Raw genomic sequence first — 14,299 nt, 5'->3', positions numbered from 1 at the left:
ATAATGAACTATAAAGAATGGCCTCTGGCGAAACAGATAGGGGTTCTTGCGACTGCGCTGACATTTTTGGTGTTCAGTTTGATGGGTTTTATCGCCTATCAAAGCGCCTCCAGTGCGCTGCAAACCAAGGGCATGACCGCCATGTCGGCCAAGTCTGATGCGGTCACCGATATGCTGGCATTGCAGTATCAGAGTCTCGCTGCCCTCGCCCGCCGTAACGCAGACGTACTGCGGGAAATGTACCCGGGCAACTTCCATAAACCGGGCCGAACCGTCAAAGTGCTGGGCCAGGACACACCGGTGCTGATGCACGAAAAAGAGCAAATCAATGCCACCAAGAGTAAGGTTGACCGCTACGCCAATCTCACCGGCGGCACTGCCACCGTGTTTGTGCGCGATGGCGACGACTTCCTGCGGATCTCCACCTCATTAAAAAAAGCCGACGGCAGCCGGGCTCTGGGCACCTATCTTGGCAAAGGCCACCCCGCCTATCAGGTGCTGATGTCCGGCGGCAGCTACGAAGGCTATGCCAACCTGTTTGGCCGCGACTACATGACCATCTACCGTGCTCTGCGCGATACCAATGGCGACGTGGTGGCGGTGCTCTATATCGGCTTTGATATCACCGACTCCCTCAAGGAACTGCGCGCCGCGGTTGCCCGCCTCAAGGTGGAAACCACCGGCCACTTTATGCTGGTAAACCGCAAAGATGAGCTGATTTTTGCCAGCGGCGCCGAGGTCGGCAGCCCCCTGAGCAGTGCCCTGCTTGATGGCCTGTCACCAGCTGAACTGCCCACGTCATCAGAAGGCCTGGCCTTCACCGACGATAAGGGCAAGTCGCGCTACCTAATCCTTCGGGAAGTGCCCGGCTGGCAATGGCGTCTGCTGGCCACAGTACCAACTGCTGAACTGCATGAAGAAAGCATCAGCCTTTTGAAAATCAATGCCCTACTCTCAACTGTCGGCATTCTGGTGATTACCCTGTGCCTGTCCTGGGTGCTGGTGCGGGCATTGCGGCCCCTTACCGAGCTTAAACAGCAACTCGAAGGGCTGGGCCGTGGTGAGCTGGATCAGCGCTGGCAAACCAGTGCCGAGCACACCCAAAACGAGGTGCAGCATATCCGCAACAGTGTTGCCACCATGGCGGCAAACCTAAAAGCGCTGATTGAATCCCTTAAGTCATCGGTGTTGACCCTGGGCACCATGGCCGAGGAGTCGCGCCATATCGCCCATCAAAATGGCGAAGAAGCCGCCGCCCTGATGCTGCAGACCGACCAGATAGCCACCGCCATCGAGGAAATGTCCACCTCTATTCGCGACGTTGCTGAGCATGCCAGCGAAGGCGCCAATCAGAGCCAGCGCGTGGATGAGGCGGCACGGGATGGCCAGCGGATGCTCAATGGCATGGTGGCCGATTTAGGCACCCTCAGCGAGCGGCTGGCAAGCAGCCACGTAGCCGTGGAAGAAGTGGCGCGGGAAAGTGAAGCCATCAGCAAGGTCACCGAGGTGATAAACAATATTGCCGAGCAGACCAATCTGCTGGCGCTGAACGCCGCCATCGAAGCGGCCCGTGCCGGTGAGCAGGGCCGGGGCTTTGCTGTGGTCGCCGATGAAGTGCGTACACTGGCAAGCCGCACCCAGGCTTCCATTGCCGAAATCGGCCAGACCATCAGTAATCTGCAACACAAGGTGCGCGCCACCGCGAGCCAAATGGATGAAGCCCATCAACTGGGGCAATCCTGTGCCAGCCAGGGCACCACCACAGGCCAGGAACTCGAGGGCATCACCCGCCGCATCGGCGATATGGCTACAGTGTCGGCAAGCATCGCCAGCGCCACCCATCAGCAAAGCACTGTGGCCGAGGACATCACCCATAACCTGCACCTGATAAGCGACCTTGCCCGTGAAGGTGAAACCCGTGCCAGCGAAACCGTGATCAGTGCCGATAAGCTTGGCAGTCTGGCGCTGGAGCTGAAAAAGCAGGTCGAGGTGTTCAGAACCTAGTCAGGCCCAGCTGCACCAAAGCCGCCCTGGGGCGGCTTTTTTCATATTGCGGGCACATCAGCCCCTGGTCTGTCATAGGCTTTACTGACTCAGTGCCGCATCCCACATGACAACGAACTCAGCCTTGCGTTCACGCTTAATCTCCTGCCAGTGCCGCCCTTCAAGGGCACCTTCCAGGGCATAAAGCAGGTTCAGGCTCACCGGCATACCGGCGCGCTTAAGACGCAGCATCACTTGGATACTGCCGATAGCAGCCACTTGCTCAAGCTCTGTAATACCAATCTGTGCCAGCCAGAGGGCGGACTTTGGGCCAAGGTTGGCGGCATCTTTTATGGCGGTCATAGCGAAAATACCGATGGGAACTGAAACGACAGGATAGCCCTTAGCCAGAAAAAACAAACCCCGCACAGGGCGGGGTTTGTGAGATAACGGGCGCTTATTCGTCGTCTGACTTGCGGTCCATGTTTTCGGTGTTTTCAAGCCACAGGGCGTTGATAATCCCGAAGGAACAGGCCAAGAGTACGCCCAGAATCCAGGTGAAATACCACATAGCGACTCCTTATCAGTACAGTGAATGCTTGTTGTTGTCGATGAACTGACGGCTCAGACGACCATACATCTTGTAGTAAGTCCAGATAGTGTACGAGAGCACAATCGGTACAAAGATGATGGCAGCCCAGGTCATCACTGTCAGGGTCATTTCACTGGCAGTGGCATCCCACATGGTCAGGCTCACGTTTGGCTCCAGCGATGATGGCATCACGAACGGGAACATGGCTGCACCGCAGGTGAGGATAACACCGGCAACCGCAAGCGAGCTGAACAGGAACGCAAAACCACTGCGATTCATACGGCTGAACAGGATAACCAGCAGCGGCATTGCCAGACCCAGCACCGGGAAAGCCATGGTGATGGGGTAAGTCTGGTAGTTCGACATCCAGGCGCCGGTCACCAGCTCAACGGTTTTACCCACTGGGTTGGAGGCCGCATGGGTATCAAGCCCTGAGGTGATCACGTAACCGTCGATACCGTTGGCAACCCAGAAACCGGCGGCGGCGAACAGCACAACCAGCAGCAGCGCGAACAGCTGAGCGGCATTGGTGGCACGTACACGCAGCTCACCTTCGGTCTTCATTTGCAGCCAGGTTGCGCCCTGCATCATAAACATGCTTACGCTGATAAGGCCAGCCAGCAGACCGAATGGATTGAGCAGGCCAAACAGACCACCGTGGTACTTGGCACGCAGGAACTCGTCAAAGTTGAACGGTACACCCTGCAGCAGGTTACCGAAGGCCACGCCGATAATAAGCGGTGGCACAAAGGAGCCCACGAACAGTGCCCAGTCCCATGACTTACGCCATTGCGGCGCTTCAATCTTGGAGCGATAGTCAAAGCCCACCGGACGCAGGAACAGCGCCAGCAGCACAATCACCATGGCCACATAGAAGCCAGAGAAAGACACGGCGTACACCATAGGCCAGGCAGCAAACAGCGCGCCACCGGCGGTGATAAGCCATACCTGGTTGCCATCCCAGTGCGGGGCAACAGTGTTAATCATCACCCGGCGGTCGGTGTCATCTTTGCCGATAATCGGCAGCAAGGCACCTACACCCATATCAAAGCCATCGGTCACAGCAAAGCCGATAAAGAGCACGCCGACCAGGGCCCACCAGATAAAACGCAAGATTTCGTAATCAAACATAGTCGACTCCTTCCCTTAGGCTTCCTGTTTCTCGAAATGGTAGCGGCCGGTTTTCAGGCTGCTTGGACCAATCCGGGCGTACTTGAACATCAGGAAAAGCTCGATAACCAAGAGTACTGAATAGAACAGCGTGATAGAGGCGATACTGAACCAAAGGTCGGAAACAGTAAGGCTGGACGCCGACATATAGGTTGGCAGTACTTCGGAGATGGTCCATGGCTGACGACCATACTCGGCCACAAACCAACCACACTCGATGGCAATCCACGGCAGTGGCAGGCTGTAGAGTGCGGCCTTGAGAACCCACTTCTTCTCTTCAATCTTGTGACGGGTGCTTTGCCAGAAGGCAGCAGCAAACACAAACAGCATGATCACGCCCAGCCCCACCATTACGCGGAACGACCAGAACAGCGGCGCCACATTCGGGATAGAATCCTTGGCAGCGGCCTTGATTTGCTCTTCAGTAGCATCCACCACCTTGTCGGTGTAAGGCTTAAGCAACAGACCATAACCCAGGTCAACCTTGGCTTCTTCAAACGCAGCCTTAAGCTCAGGATCCTTGTTACCGGCGCGCAGCTCTTCGAGCATAGCGTAAGCCTTCATACCGTTACGAATGCGCACTTCGTGCTCATCCACCAGATCGCGAAGACCAGTAACTTCTTCATCGATAGAGCGGGTGGCAATAATGCCCATCACATAAGGAATTTTGATGGCGCCATCGGTGTGCATGGTTTCCTGATTAGGGAAGCCAACCACGGTAAAGGAAGCTGGAGCAGGCTCAGTGTGCCACTCGGCCTCAACGGCAGCCAGTTTCACACGCTGCACCTCACCTACCTTGTAGCCTGACTCGTCGCCAAGCACGATAACCGACAGGATAGAGGCCATACCAAAGCTTGCGGCAATCGCAAAGGAGCGACGGGCAAATGGCAGGTCACGCTTCTTCAGGATGTAGTAAGCACTGATAGCCAGTACAAACATGGCGCCGGCCACATAGCCAGAAGCCACTGTGTGTACAAACTTCACCTGGGCAACCGGGTTAAAGACCACTTCGGCAAAGCTGGTCATTTCCATGCGCATGGTTTCGTAGTTGAACACAGAGCCCACAGGGTTTTGCATCCAGCCGTTAGCCACCAAAATCCACAGTGCAGACATATTGGTACCCAGCGCCATCAGCCAGGTCACAGCCAGGTGCTGACGCTTGGAGAATCTGTCCCAACCGAAGAAGAACATACCCACGAAGGTGGATTCGAGGAAGAAGGCCATCAAGCCTTCAATGGCGAGCGGCGCACCAAAAATGTCGCCTACATAGTGAGAATAGTAAGACCAGTTGGTACCAAACTGGAATTCCATGGCCAGACCCGTGGTCACGCCAAGGGCAAAGTTAATCCCGAACAGCTTACCCCAGAACTTGGTCATGTCCTTATAGATCTGCTTGTTGGTCATCACGTAAAGCGATTCCATGATAGCCAGCAGGAAGGCCATGCCCAGGGTTAAGGGAACAAACAGGAAGTGATACATGGCCGTTAGTGCAAACTGCAGGCGCGATAGCTCAACAACCTCTTCAACAATCATCAGTGACTCCTTACTTGGTGCGTCCTGCCACCTTCATCCGATCCCCATCGACGAGGGAGGCAACCTTTGTAGGATAGTTAAAATTTAGTTTTTTTCGCCTTTGCTCGGTTTGTTAAAACCAAGGCGCTTTTTTGACGTTCAGGCACATCGCCCCTGCCCTTGCTTGCTGCAACCCCGGGATTGTCGATCCGGATCACGCTTTCACAGCAGTTTGTGACGGCCACCCTGCGCCAGCGGGTGTCAAACCCCCTAAAATTTTTTGCAATCAGCTAATTACACTGACAATCAACAGGAATTTGGCAGGAAATTTATACCACCTGGAATTGATACAAATCAATCAAACTCGCCGCTTTCAACCGGAATTGCCAAGTAGGACACACTTTGGCTCGCGCCGTGATTGACACCCCAACCGCCATGGAATAGGCAAGCCTCCAACCAGGGTGAAAACAGCTATTTTCAGGCCGTAACTTAAAAATAAAGCAACAAAGCCACAAAAATACAGATAGGCAACTTTTACAGATAAACTGAAATTAGACAAAATCACAAAGCTTTAATTATTTAAAGTTTAATATCATACGGTTAAGTAGACAAAACAAATAATGCCGCCGTTAATTGATAAGTTTTTCTAATTGAAATGACAAATTTAACTCGTTTGAGAAGCTGAATTGAACTGGCTACTATATGCCCAAGTTAAGGAGACGGCCCCCACCAGACGTGCGGCGGGGCCCACTCCGCACCCTTGAACCTGACTGTGGAGATGTCCCATGAAAAACTTTTTTGACCGTGTCATCAAGGCCTACAAGCGCGTGTTTGTTGAACTCTACACCGCCAAGCCACTGTAATTGACGCTGTAAGCAATTCCCTTGAAGTGATTGATGTTTTGTTAGCGCAAAACGGCCCCAGACCGACAGGTCCGGGGCATTTTTTTATCTGTCGTACGGTTATACCCATTTGGAGGCAGTTACTCCGCCAAAGGGCTGAAAGCCAAACTCGGGGTAATTGCAACTGGATACAACTGAATTAACGTCAATATTTCATTGTGTTACATCAATAAAAAAAGGAGCGATTCTCATCGCTCCTTTTTTGTACTCAGGCTTGCAACCTGACTATCACTGCCGCTTAACCCAGTTTCACCCGGGCGTTACGGAACATACGCATCCATGGGCTGTCCTCGCCCCAGTTGTCTGGGTGCCAGGAGTTGGCCACAGTGCGGAATACCCGCTCTGGGTGCGGCATCATTATGGTAACGCGACCATCCAAAGTAGTGATACCGGTCAGGCCGTTTGGCGAGCCATTGGGGTTCTGCGGGTACTGAGTGGCGATTTCGCCATGACCATTCACATAACGCAGCGCCACAGTACCTGTAGCTTCGGCGCGGGCCAGTGCTTCGGCGTTGGCGAACTCAGCAAAACCTTCACCGTGTGACACGGCGATTGGCATACGTGAGCCTTCCATACCCGAGAAGAACAGCGATGGGCTCGACTGCACTTCCACCAGGCTGAAGCGGGCTTCAAAGCGCTCAGAGCGGTTACGCACGAAACGTGGCCAGTGCTCGGCACCTGGGATGATGTCTTTAAGGTTCGACATCATCTGACAGCCGTTACACACACCGAGGGCAAAGCTGCTGTCTCGCTCGAAGAAGCGGCTGAACTCGTCGCGGGCACGCTGGTTAAAGAGGATGGACTTGGCCCAGCCTTCACCGGCGCCCAGCACGTCACCGTAAGAGAAGCCACCACAGGCTACCAGGCCCTGGAACTCTTCGAGGCTGATGCGGCCAGAGAGAATATCGGACATGTGTACGTCACGGCTCTCAAACCCTGCGCGGTCGAACGCAGCTGCCATCTCCACATGGGAGTTAACACCCTGCTCGCGCAGAATAGCCATCTTGGGCGCGGCGCCCTTGAGGATATAAGGCGCAGCCACGTCTTCGCTTGGGTCGAAGCCCAGTTTCACGGTCAGACCCGGCTCGTCAGCTTGCTGCTTAAGCTCAAACTCCTGGCGGGCACACTCAGGGTTATCACGCAGCGCCTGCATGCGGTAGGTGGTCTCAGACCACAGAGTGCGCAGGGCTACGCGGCTATCTGCAAACACCAGACGCTCGCCATCGTGGATACGCACCTGACCATCAGTGTTCAGCTTGGCAACGGCGTGTACGGCAAGACCGGCGGCTTCGAAGGCGCTGCGTACAGCAGCTTCATCGGCTTTACTTACCTGAATAACACCGCCGAGCTCTTCGTTGAAGAGACGCTCAAGGTCAGAGCCGTTGATCCCGGCCAAATTAATATCCAGACCTGTGTTACCGGCAAAGGCCATCTCCACCAGCGTGGTGAACAGACCACCGTCGCTCTTATCGTGGTAAGCCATCACCTGCTTGGCGGCAACGAGCTTCTGCATGGTCTCGAAGAAACCGCGCAGACTGGCGGCGTTATCCAGATCCGGGGCCACATCACCCAGCTCACCAAACACCTGCGCCAGGCACGAACCACCGAGGCGGTTTTGACCATTGGCAAGGTCGATAAAGAGGATGCTGGTGTCACCCTTGTCTGAGCGCAGCTCTGGGGTCACAGTGTTACGCACATCATTCACCGCACCGAAGGCGGAAATGATAAGGCTCATAGGCGCGGTCACGGCTTTCTTCTCGCCGTTCACTTCCCAAGCGGTCTTCATGGACATGGAGTCCTTACCCACAGGGATGGTGAGTTCAAGCTCAGGGCACAGCTCTTCGCCCACGGCTTTTACCGCTTCATAGAGACCTGCGTCTTCACCCGGGTGACCGGCAGCGGCCATCCAGTTGGCAGACAGTTTAATGCGCTTGAACGAGCCAATATCGGCACCGGCGATGTTCATAATGGACTCGGCCACCGCCATACGGGCAGAAGCACCAAAGTCCAGCAGTGCCAGCGGCGTGCGCTCGCCCATGGACATGGCTTCACCGGCGTAGGTGTCGAAGGTGGCGGCGGTTACGGCGCAGTCAGCCACAGGCACCTGCCAGGGGCCAACCAGCTGGTCGCGGGCCACAAGGCCGGTCACAGTACGGTCACCAATGGTGATAAGGAAGGTCTTGTCGGCCACGGTTGGCAGCGACAATACGCGCTTCACGGCTTCACCAACGGCAATCTTGCTCTGATCCAGCGCAGGGCTTACCGCCTTTTTGCTTTCAACCTGGCGGCTCATCTTGGGCGGCTTGCCCAAAAGCACTTCCAGCGGCAGATCGATTGGGGTATTGCCAAAGTGCTCGTCATTGAGGCTTAAGTGCGGCTCAGCAGTGGCTTCGCCCACTACGGCAAATGGCGCACGCTCACGCTCACAGATGGCGGCGAAGGTGTCGATATCTTCAGCAGCCACAGACAGCACATAGCGCTCCTGAGACTCGTTACACCAGATTTCCAGCGGGCTCATGCCGCGCTCGTCACACAGCACCTTGCGCAGCTCGAAACGGCCACCGCGGTCGCCATCGTTTACCAGCTCAGGCAGGGCGTTGGACAGACCACCGGCACCCACGTCGTGGATAAATTGGATGGGGTTGTTGTCGCCCATCTGCCAGCAGCGGTCAATCACTTCCTGACAGCGACGCTCCATCTCAGGGTTGTCGCGCTGTACAGAAGCAAAGTCCAGATCTTCACTGGACTGGCCCGAGGCCATAGAAGAAGCCGCGCCGCCGCCAAGGCCAATGTTCATCGCAGGGCCACCCAGCACAACCAGCTTGGCGCCAACGGTGATTTCACCTTTCTGCACATGATCTTCGCGGATGTTACCGATACCACCGGCCAGCATAATCGGTTTGTGGTAACCACGCACCTCAACGCCGTTGTGGCTTGCTACTTCCTGCTCGTAGGTACGGAAGTAACCCAAAAGCGCCGGACGGCCAAACTCGTTGTTAAAGGCAGCGCCGCCCAGTGGGCCTTCGGTCATGATGTCCAGTGCCGTTACAATGCGGTCTGGCTTGCCGTAGTTGCCTTCCCAAGGCTGCACAAAGCCCGGGATTTTCAGGTTGGATACGCTGAAACCGGTCAAACCCGCCTTTGGCTTGGCGCCGCGGCCAGTAGCGCCTTCGTCACGGATTTCACCACCGGAACCCGTGGCAGCACCAGGGTACGGGCTGATAGCGGTTGGGTGGTTGTGGGTTTCCACCTTCATCAGGATATGCACAGGCTCCTGATGGTAGTTGTACACACCGTCGGCATCCGGGAAGAAGCGGCCAGCCTCGGTACCCACCATCACGGCGGCGTTATCCTTATAGGCAGACAGCACGTTGTCCGGGGTGGTTTCGAAGGTGTTTTTGATCATCTTGAACAGCGACTTTGGCTGCTCGGCGCCGTCGATGGTCCAATCGGCGTTGAAAATCTTGTGACGACAGTGCTCAGAGTTTGCCTGGGCAAACATCATCAGCTCGATGTCGTTGGGGTTACGACCCAGACGGGTGAAGTTTTCGACCAGATAGTCGATTTCATCTTCCGCCAGTGCCAGACCCATGTTGCGGTTGGCCAACTCCAGCGCAGCGCGGCCTTCGCCGAGGATGTTGACGCTGGTAAAAGGCTTGGGCTCGGTGTGGGTAAAAAGCACCGCCGCATCGTCAAAGCTCGCCAGTACCACTTCCACCATGCGGTCGTGGATCAGGGCTTTGAGCTCTTTGTGCTGGGCATCGCTCAGGGCATCCGATTCAACATAATAAGCAACACCACGCTCCAGACGCTTGATTTTTTCAAGGCCGCAGTTGTGTGCAATGTCGGTAGCTTTGGAGGACCAGGGAGAGATGGTGCCGGGGCGGGGAGTGACAAACAGGAGGCTTCCTGTGGGGGCATGGGGCTCGATGGCGGGACCGTAGGTCAGGATTTTGGCGAGTCGCTCTTGCTCAGTTGCGTCGAGTGCCTCATTCAAATCCGCCAAATGAATAAATTCAGCATAGATTTGGCGTACAGGAAGTGCTGCATTTTCACAGGCTTCCATCAGCTTTTGCACTCTAAACGCCGAGAGTGCAGGAGCTCCACGGATGATCTCCATCACGTCAATTCACCTTACTTTTTATAATTACAGGGTCAGAGGTGGCGCTATTATAGGGAAATACGCCCCGTAAATCACCTGCCTCGCATACTCAAAACAGAGTTTCCTGTGATATAACAAGCCGAGATTGACAAGGATTAACCTGCTGTTCAGCCAAGGCTCAGAAGAATTAGGGTAGAATAGCGCCGCTTTTGGTCGCTGATGTTGCTAATAATGGGTTTAATGCGTTGATTATTATGAGAAGAGTCTGGATATTGCTCGCCGCCTTGCTGGTGCTGACCGCCTGTCAGCCGCCAGTGGTCGACGTGGCTGAAAACCAGCCTTCCACCCCATCCCCTACCCTCAGAGTCGGCACCCTCTATGGCGCTCAGGTGTATATGAGCACGGGTCAGGGCCTGTCGGGCTTCGATTATGAATTGGCGCAGCGTTTTGCCGACTACCTTGGCAAGCCGCTGGAAATGCAGCCCTATAACAGCCGCAGCGAACTCTATGATGCCCTATCAAGGGGTGATATCGACATTATTGCCGCCGGTCTGACCGAGACTCCCAACCGCCGCAACCGCTTCCGTATGGGGCCGCCTCTGTATCGCATCAATCAGGTGGTGGTATATAAGCAGGGCACCCGGCCACCGGAGTCCATTGAGCAGCTCAGTGGCAGGCTCACTGTAGTGGCCGACTCCGCCTTTGTGGAAACCCTGACAAAACTGCAGCAAACCAGCCCGAGCCTGAGCTGGGAGCAGACCAGCGAAAAGGACAACGACGAGCTTATCGCCCTGATTGATGCGGGCGAGCTGCCTTTTACTCTGGCGCACTCCACCACTCTGGATATTAACCGCCGCTATATGCCTGAGCTGCGCTCCGGCCTGGTGCTGGAAGAAAAGGTGCCTGTGGTCTGGCTGCTCGCCGCCAAAAACAGCGATGAACTGATGAGCCAATTGCTGGCATTCTGGCATCTGGAGAAGCGTTCAGGCACCCTGGCCCATCTCAATGAAAAGTATTTTGGCCACGTAAAACGCTTCGATTATGTCGATACCCGCGCCTTTATCCGCGCCATTGACGCCAAGCTGCCGCGCTACCGGCCTTTGTTTGAAGAATACGCCGGCGATCTGGATTGGCGAAAGCTTGCTGCCGCCAGCTATCAGGAGTCCCACTGGAACCCCAATGCCCGCTCACCCACCGGAGTGCGCGGCATGATGATGCTGACCAACGCCACCGCCAGCTCCCTTGGGGTCACCAACCGCCTCGACCCACGTCAGAGTATCAAAGGCGGCGCCCAGTATTTGCGAGATTTGATTGGCCGCCTGCCGGACTCCATCCCTGAAAACCAGCGGATGTGGTTTGCGCTGGCCGCCTATAACATTGGTCTTGGCCACCTGGAAGATGCCCGTCGTTTGGCCGAGGCCCAGGGGCTCAACCCCAGTGCCTGGCGCGATGTAAAACAAGTGCTGCCGCTGCTGCAAAAGCGCAAGTTCTACTCAAAGACCCGTTATGGCTACGCCCGTGGCAGCGAGGCGGTGCATTACGTCGACTCCATCCGCCGCTACTACGACACCCTGGTGTGGGTCGATAACCAGAATAAACCGCTGGAAGATCCCGCACCCGATGCCGTGTTGCCGGAAGAAACCGCCTCCACGTCGGTAGTCACAGAAGATACACAGGCGCCCAAATAATCTGTCATCCAAAGGCGCTAATATCGGCTGTGAACATGGCAAAACAGCCCCGCAACCAAAGACGCGCACAAAGCCGGTTTACTGCCGATGATAAAAGCATCAGCGACGCGCAAACCATGCTTTGGCGCTCTTGCAAGGGGCTGATACCACTGCTAATGTGCTTGGAAGAAAAAGAAATTGGCCGTTAAGGACCAATGCGTTAAAAGGGGCCTTACATGAAAAGAAAAGCGAATAACAACCACACCCATGCGGCAGCACGGCGCCGTACACTGATTAAGTTCCGTCATAGCCGCTTGCTGCGTCGACAGAAACTCTTCTTCAGCTTAATCCAACCGGAAGACTAAACCGGTCTCACCAGACTTAGGGGCGACAGTCTCTCCTTTATCGCCCGGCTCTCCCACCTTAAATCAAGACTCAGGCTGCTCAGTGCGAGTAGCCTGTTTCAGTGCTTTTTGCTCCTTGCGGCGACGGCGAAAAAAGCTGCTCAGCATCCCGCTGCACTCGTCGGCCAGCACGCCAGCGGTCACCTCTATTTGATGGTTAAATGCGGGGTGTTGCACCAGATTAACCACGGTACCTGCCGCGCCGGTTTTCTCATCCCGGGCACCAAACACCAGACGGCTGATGCGACTGTGAACCATCACGCCGGCACACATGGCGCAGGGCTCCAGAGTCACATATAAGGTGGTATCGAGCAGCCGGTAATTGCCAAGCGCCCTGCCCGCTTCGCGCAGGCACAGCATTTCGGCGTGGGCACTGGGATCGTTAAGGCCAATATTGTGGTTAAAGCCCCGGGCGATGACTTCACCGTCTTTTACCAGCACCGCGCCCACGGGCACTTCACCGCGCTGCTCGGCTTCTTTGGCGGCCTCCAGGGCCATCGACATAAAAAGGATATCTTGCTCAGATTGTTGCAAGGCGAGAACTTCCACTGTGACTTCTGGCGCAAGTATAACTGGCGCCGGCACCCGCTGGCAAAATCCCCCTTGCGAACTACACTCAGGGCAAGCATCGGACAAGGTTTTCGCTATGCCGCCGAAGTCGTCTGCCACAAGCTTGCTACCCCCCGTTATTACCCTGCTGGGCATTGTGCTGGCAGGGCTGCTGCTTTACCGTGAAGAAGCACAGGACACGCCCCAGTACGCCGAATTTATTATGGAAACCATTCCGGTCATCTTCTGGCTGGTGCTGATGTTTCAAGCCAGGCTGACATCCCATCTGGGGCGGCTGTATCTGCTGCTCCTTTGTGGCACGGCACTGTCGTACCTTGGCGCCCTGCTCGACTGGCTCGATGAAGTGCTGAGTATTGCCCCCTTTCATCCGGTGGAGGATGTGATGCAGTCTGCGGGCTTATTACTGTCGGGCTTTGGTCTGCTCAAACTACTGAAACATCAGCATCAGCAAAACCAACTGCTGCAAAAGCTTGCCGGTACCGATCCCTTAACCGGTGCCCTCAATCGCCGGGCGCTGGTGCCGCCGGCCAGCGCAGGCAATTCGGTGTTTGTATTAATGGATGTGGACCACTTTAAGCAAATCAATGACACCCTGGGCCATGCCGCCGGTGACTTTGTCCTGGTGGAGCTTGCCAAACTCATCAGCAGCCAAATCCGTCAAAGCGATCAGTTTTTCCGCTGGGGCGGTGAAGAGTTTTTGCTGGAACTTCGGGACACAGAGCTTAAAGAAGCGAGCCTGCGTATCGAGGCGCTGCGCGCTTTGATTGAAGCGAGCCACTTTAATTTTGCCGGCCAGAGTATCAGGGTAACCATCAGCGCAGGGCTTGCTGCAGTCAGCCAGATGCAGGGCGGATTGGAGAAGGCGATTAAGGCTGCCGATGAAGCCCTGTACCGCGCCAAGGAAGCGGGCCGCAATCAGGTGCTGTGCGCCTGAGCCTGTGCGCTAAACGGCAGATACCCTCGTCAAGGCGCCACCCCAGTCCTGCAGCTTTATTCTACACTGTCACCAATAAAAAACGCCCGGGCTTAGCGCGGGCGTTTGCACATGAGGTCAAATCGGCTGTTCGTCAGCGATGTGATCTCTTAATGATGTAATTTATTAGTTATTTAATTTCTTTATCAACAGTATATATGTTCCACTTCATGTCGGCAGTAGTGTCGTCACCTGTGATTTCAGCGATAACCCGGCGGTTTTTATCATGGGCTTCGGCGGTATGACTCGGGTCAACCGGGTTGTTGTAACCAAAGCCGATAGCCTTGAGACGGCCGGGTTCGATACCGTATTGCTGCACCAGTACTTCGGTGACCGCGTTGGCGCGGCGCTGGGACAGGTCCATGTTGTAGTCGTAACCACCGGTGCGGCTGCAGTGACCTTCAATGGTCACGGCGGTGTTGGG

Annotated in this window: 11 protein-coding genes; 4 read left to right on the top strand and 7 right to left on the bottom strand. The window is 55.5% G+C overall.

What is annotated here, in order from left to right:
• The first annotated feature begins 3 nt into the window (after window positions 1–3).
• Window positions 4–2,004 carry a methyl-accepting chemotaxis protein gene (locus tag MJ923_RS05605; protein WP_240590260.1) on the top strand — a complete coding sequence of 667 codons (2,001 nt, stop codon included), beginning with the start codon at window positions 4–6 and terminating at the stop codon, window positions 2,002–2,004.
• An 81-nt stretch (window positions 2,005–2,085) separates the two neighbouring features.
• On the opposite strand, the gene MJ923_RS05600 is transcribed toward MJ923_RS05605, so the two are convergent.
• The 5 genes from MJ923_RS05600 to purL form a co-directional block, all read right to left on the bottom strand.
• The gene (locus MJ923_RS05600) at window positions 2,086–2,346 is read right to left on the bottom strand and encodes a TfoX/Sxy family protein (protein WP_240590259.1); all 261 of its coding nucleotides are present in this window, start codon (window positions 2,344–2,346) and stop codon (window positions 2,086–2,088) included.
• Between the two features lie 94 nt (window positions 2,347–2,440).
• Window positions 2,441–2,554 carry a cytochrome bd-I oxidase subunit CydX gene (gene cydX, locus MJ923_RS05595; protein ID WP_011760460.1) on the bottom strand — a complete coding sequence of 38 codons (114 nt, stop codon included), beginning with the start codon at window positions 2,552–2,554 and terminating at the stop codon, window positions 2,441–2,443.
• Window positions 2,555–2,566: 12 nt separating this feature from the next.
• Window positions 2,567–3,706, bottom strand: a complete 1,140-nt coding sequence (gene cydB / locus MJ923_RS05590) for a cytochrome d ubiquinol oxidase subunit II (protein WP_240590258.1) — start codon at window positions 3,704–3,706, stop codon at window positions 2,567–2,569.
• 15 nt (window positions 3,707–3,721) lie between these two features.
• Window positions 3,722–5,278: a cytochrome ubiquinol oxidase subunit I gene (locus MJ923_RS05585; RefSeq protein WP_240590257.1), complete on the bottom strand. Its 1,557-nt coding sequence runs from the start codon at window positions 5,276–5,278 to the stop codon at window positions 3,722–3,724.
• A gap of 1,119 nt (window positions 5,279–6,397) precedes the next feature.
• A complete protein-coding gene (gene purL, locus MJ923_RS05580; RefSeq protein WP_240590862.1) occupies window positions 6,398–10,279 on the bottom strand; it encodes a phosphoribosylformylglycinamidine synthase in 3,882 nt (1,293 codons plus the stop codon).
• A gap of 236 nt (window positions 10,280–10,515) precedes the next feature.
• On the opposite strand from purL, the gene mltF reads away from it, so the two are divergent.
• Together mltF and MJ923_RS20780 are read left to right on the top strand one after the other, a co-directional pair.
• A complete protein-coding gene (mltF, locus tag MJ923_RS05575; RefSeq protein WP_240590256.1) occupies window positions 10,516–11,949 on the top strand; it encodes a membrane-bound lytic murein transglycosylase MltF in 1,434 nt (477 codons plus the stop codon).
• A 215-nt stretch (window positions 11,950–12,164) separates the two neighbouring features.
• On the top strand, window positions 12,165–12,293 hold the full coding sequence (locus MJ923_RS20780) for a hypothetical protein (protein ID WP_276313006.1): 129 nt from the start codon (window positions 12,165–12,167) through the stop codon (window positions 12,291–12,293).
• Window positions 12,294–12,356: 63 nt separating this feature from the next.
• Here MJ923_RS20780 and tadA read toward each other — a convergent pair whose 3' ends face one another.
• Window positions 12,357–12,836 carry a tRNA adenosine(34) deaminase TadA gene (gene tadA, locus MJ923_RS05570; protein WP_240590255.1) on the bottom strand — a complete coding sequence of 160 codons (480 nt, stop codon included), beginning with the start codon at window positions 12,834–12,836 and terminating at the stop codon, window positions 12,357–12,359.
• A 142-nt stretch (window positions 12,837–12,978) separates the two neighbouring features.
• On the opposite strand from tadA, the gene MJ923_RS05565 reads away from it, so the two are divergent.
• A complete protein-coding gene (locus MJ923_RS05565) occupies window positions 12,979–13,836 on the top strand; it encodes a GGDEF domain-containing protein (protein ID WP_240590254.1) in 858 nt (285 codons plus the stop codon).
• Between the two features lie 169 nt (window positions 13,837–14,005).
• On the opposite strand, the gene MJ923_RS05560 is transcribed toward MJ923_RS05565, so the two are convergent.
• A partial coding sequence (locus MJ923_RS05560; protein WP_240590253.1) for an OmpA family protein occupies window positions 14,006–14,299 on the bottom strand: 294 nt, incomplete at its 5' end.

The organism is Shewanella zhuhaiensis (genome assembly GCF_022484835.1).
Taxonomy (GTDB): domain Bacteria; phylum Pseudomonadota; class Gammaproteobacteria; order Enterobacterales; family Shewanellaceae; genus Shewanella; species Shewanella khirikhana.
The sequence above is the reverse complement of the archived record's forward strand: the minus strand, read 5'-3'. Positions and strand labels throughout refer to the sequence as shown.

What these genes read in the sequence shown, in the direction of transcription:
- MJ923_RS05605 (WP_240590260.1), top strand. Translation starts at nt 4, where the DNA reads ATGAACTATAAAGAATGGCCTCTGGCGAAACAGATAGGGGTTCTTGCG.
- MJ923_RS05600 (WP_240590259.1), bottom strand. Translation starts at nt 2,346, where the DNA reads ATGACCGCCATAAAAGATGCCGCCAACCTTGGCCCAAAGTCCGCCCTC.
- cydX (WP_011760460.1), bottom strand. Translation starts at nt 2,554, where the DNA reads ATGTGGTATTTCACCTGGATTCTGGGCGTACTCTTGGCCTGTTCCTTC.
- cydB (WP_240590258.1), bottom strand. Translation starts at nt 3,706, where the DNA reads ATGTTTGATTACGAAATCTTGCGTTTTATCTGGTGGGCCCTGGTCGGC.
- MJ923_RS05585 (WP_240590257.1), bottom strand. Translation starts at nt 5,278, where the DNA reads ATGATTGTTGAAGAGGTTGTTGAGCTATCGCGCCTGCAGTTTGCACTA.
- purL (WP_240590862.1), bottom strand. Translation starts at nt 10,279, where the DNA reads ATGGAGATCATCCGTGGAGCTCCTGCACTCTCGGCGTTTAGAGTGCAA.
- mltF (WP_240590256.1), top strand. Translation starts at nt 10,516, where the DNA reads ATGAGAAGAGTCTGGATATTGCTCGCCGCCTTGCTGGTGCTGACCGCC.
- MJ923_RS20780 (WP_276313006.1), top strand. Translation starts at nt 12,165, where the DNA reads ATGAAAAGAAAAGCGAATAACAACCACACCCATGCGGCAGCACGGCGC.
- tadA (WP_240590255.1), bottom strand. Translation starts at nt 12,836, where the DNA reads ATGTCGATGGCCCTGGAGGCCGCCAAAGAAGCCGAGCAGCGCGGTGAA.
- MJ923_RS05565 (WP_240590254.1), top strand. Translation starts at nt 12,979, where the DNA reads ATGCCGCCGAAGTCGTCTGCCACAAGCTTGCTACCCCCCGTTATTACC.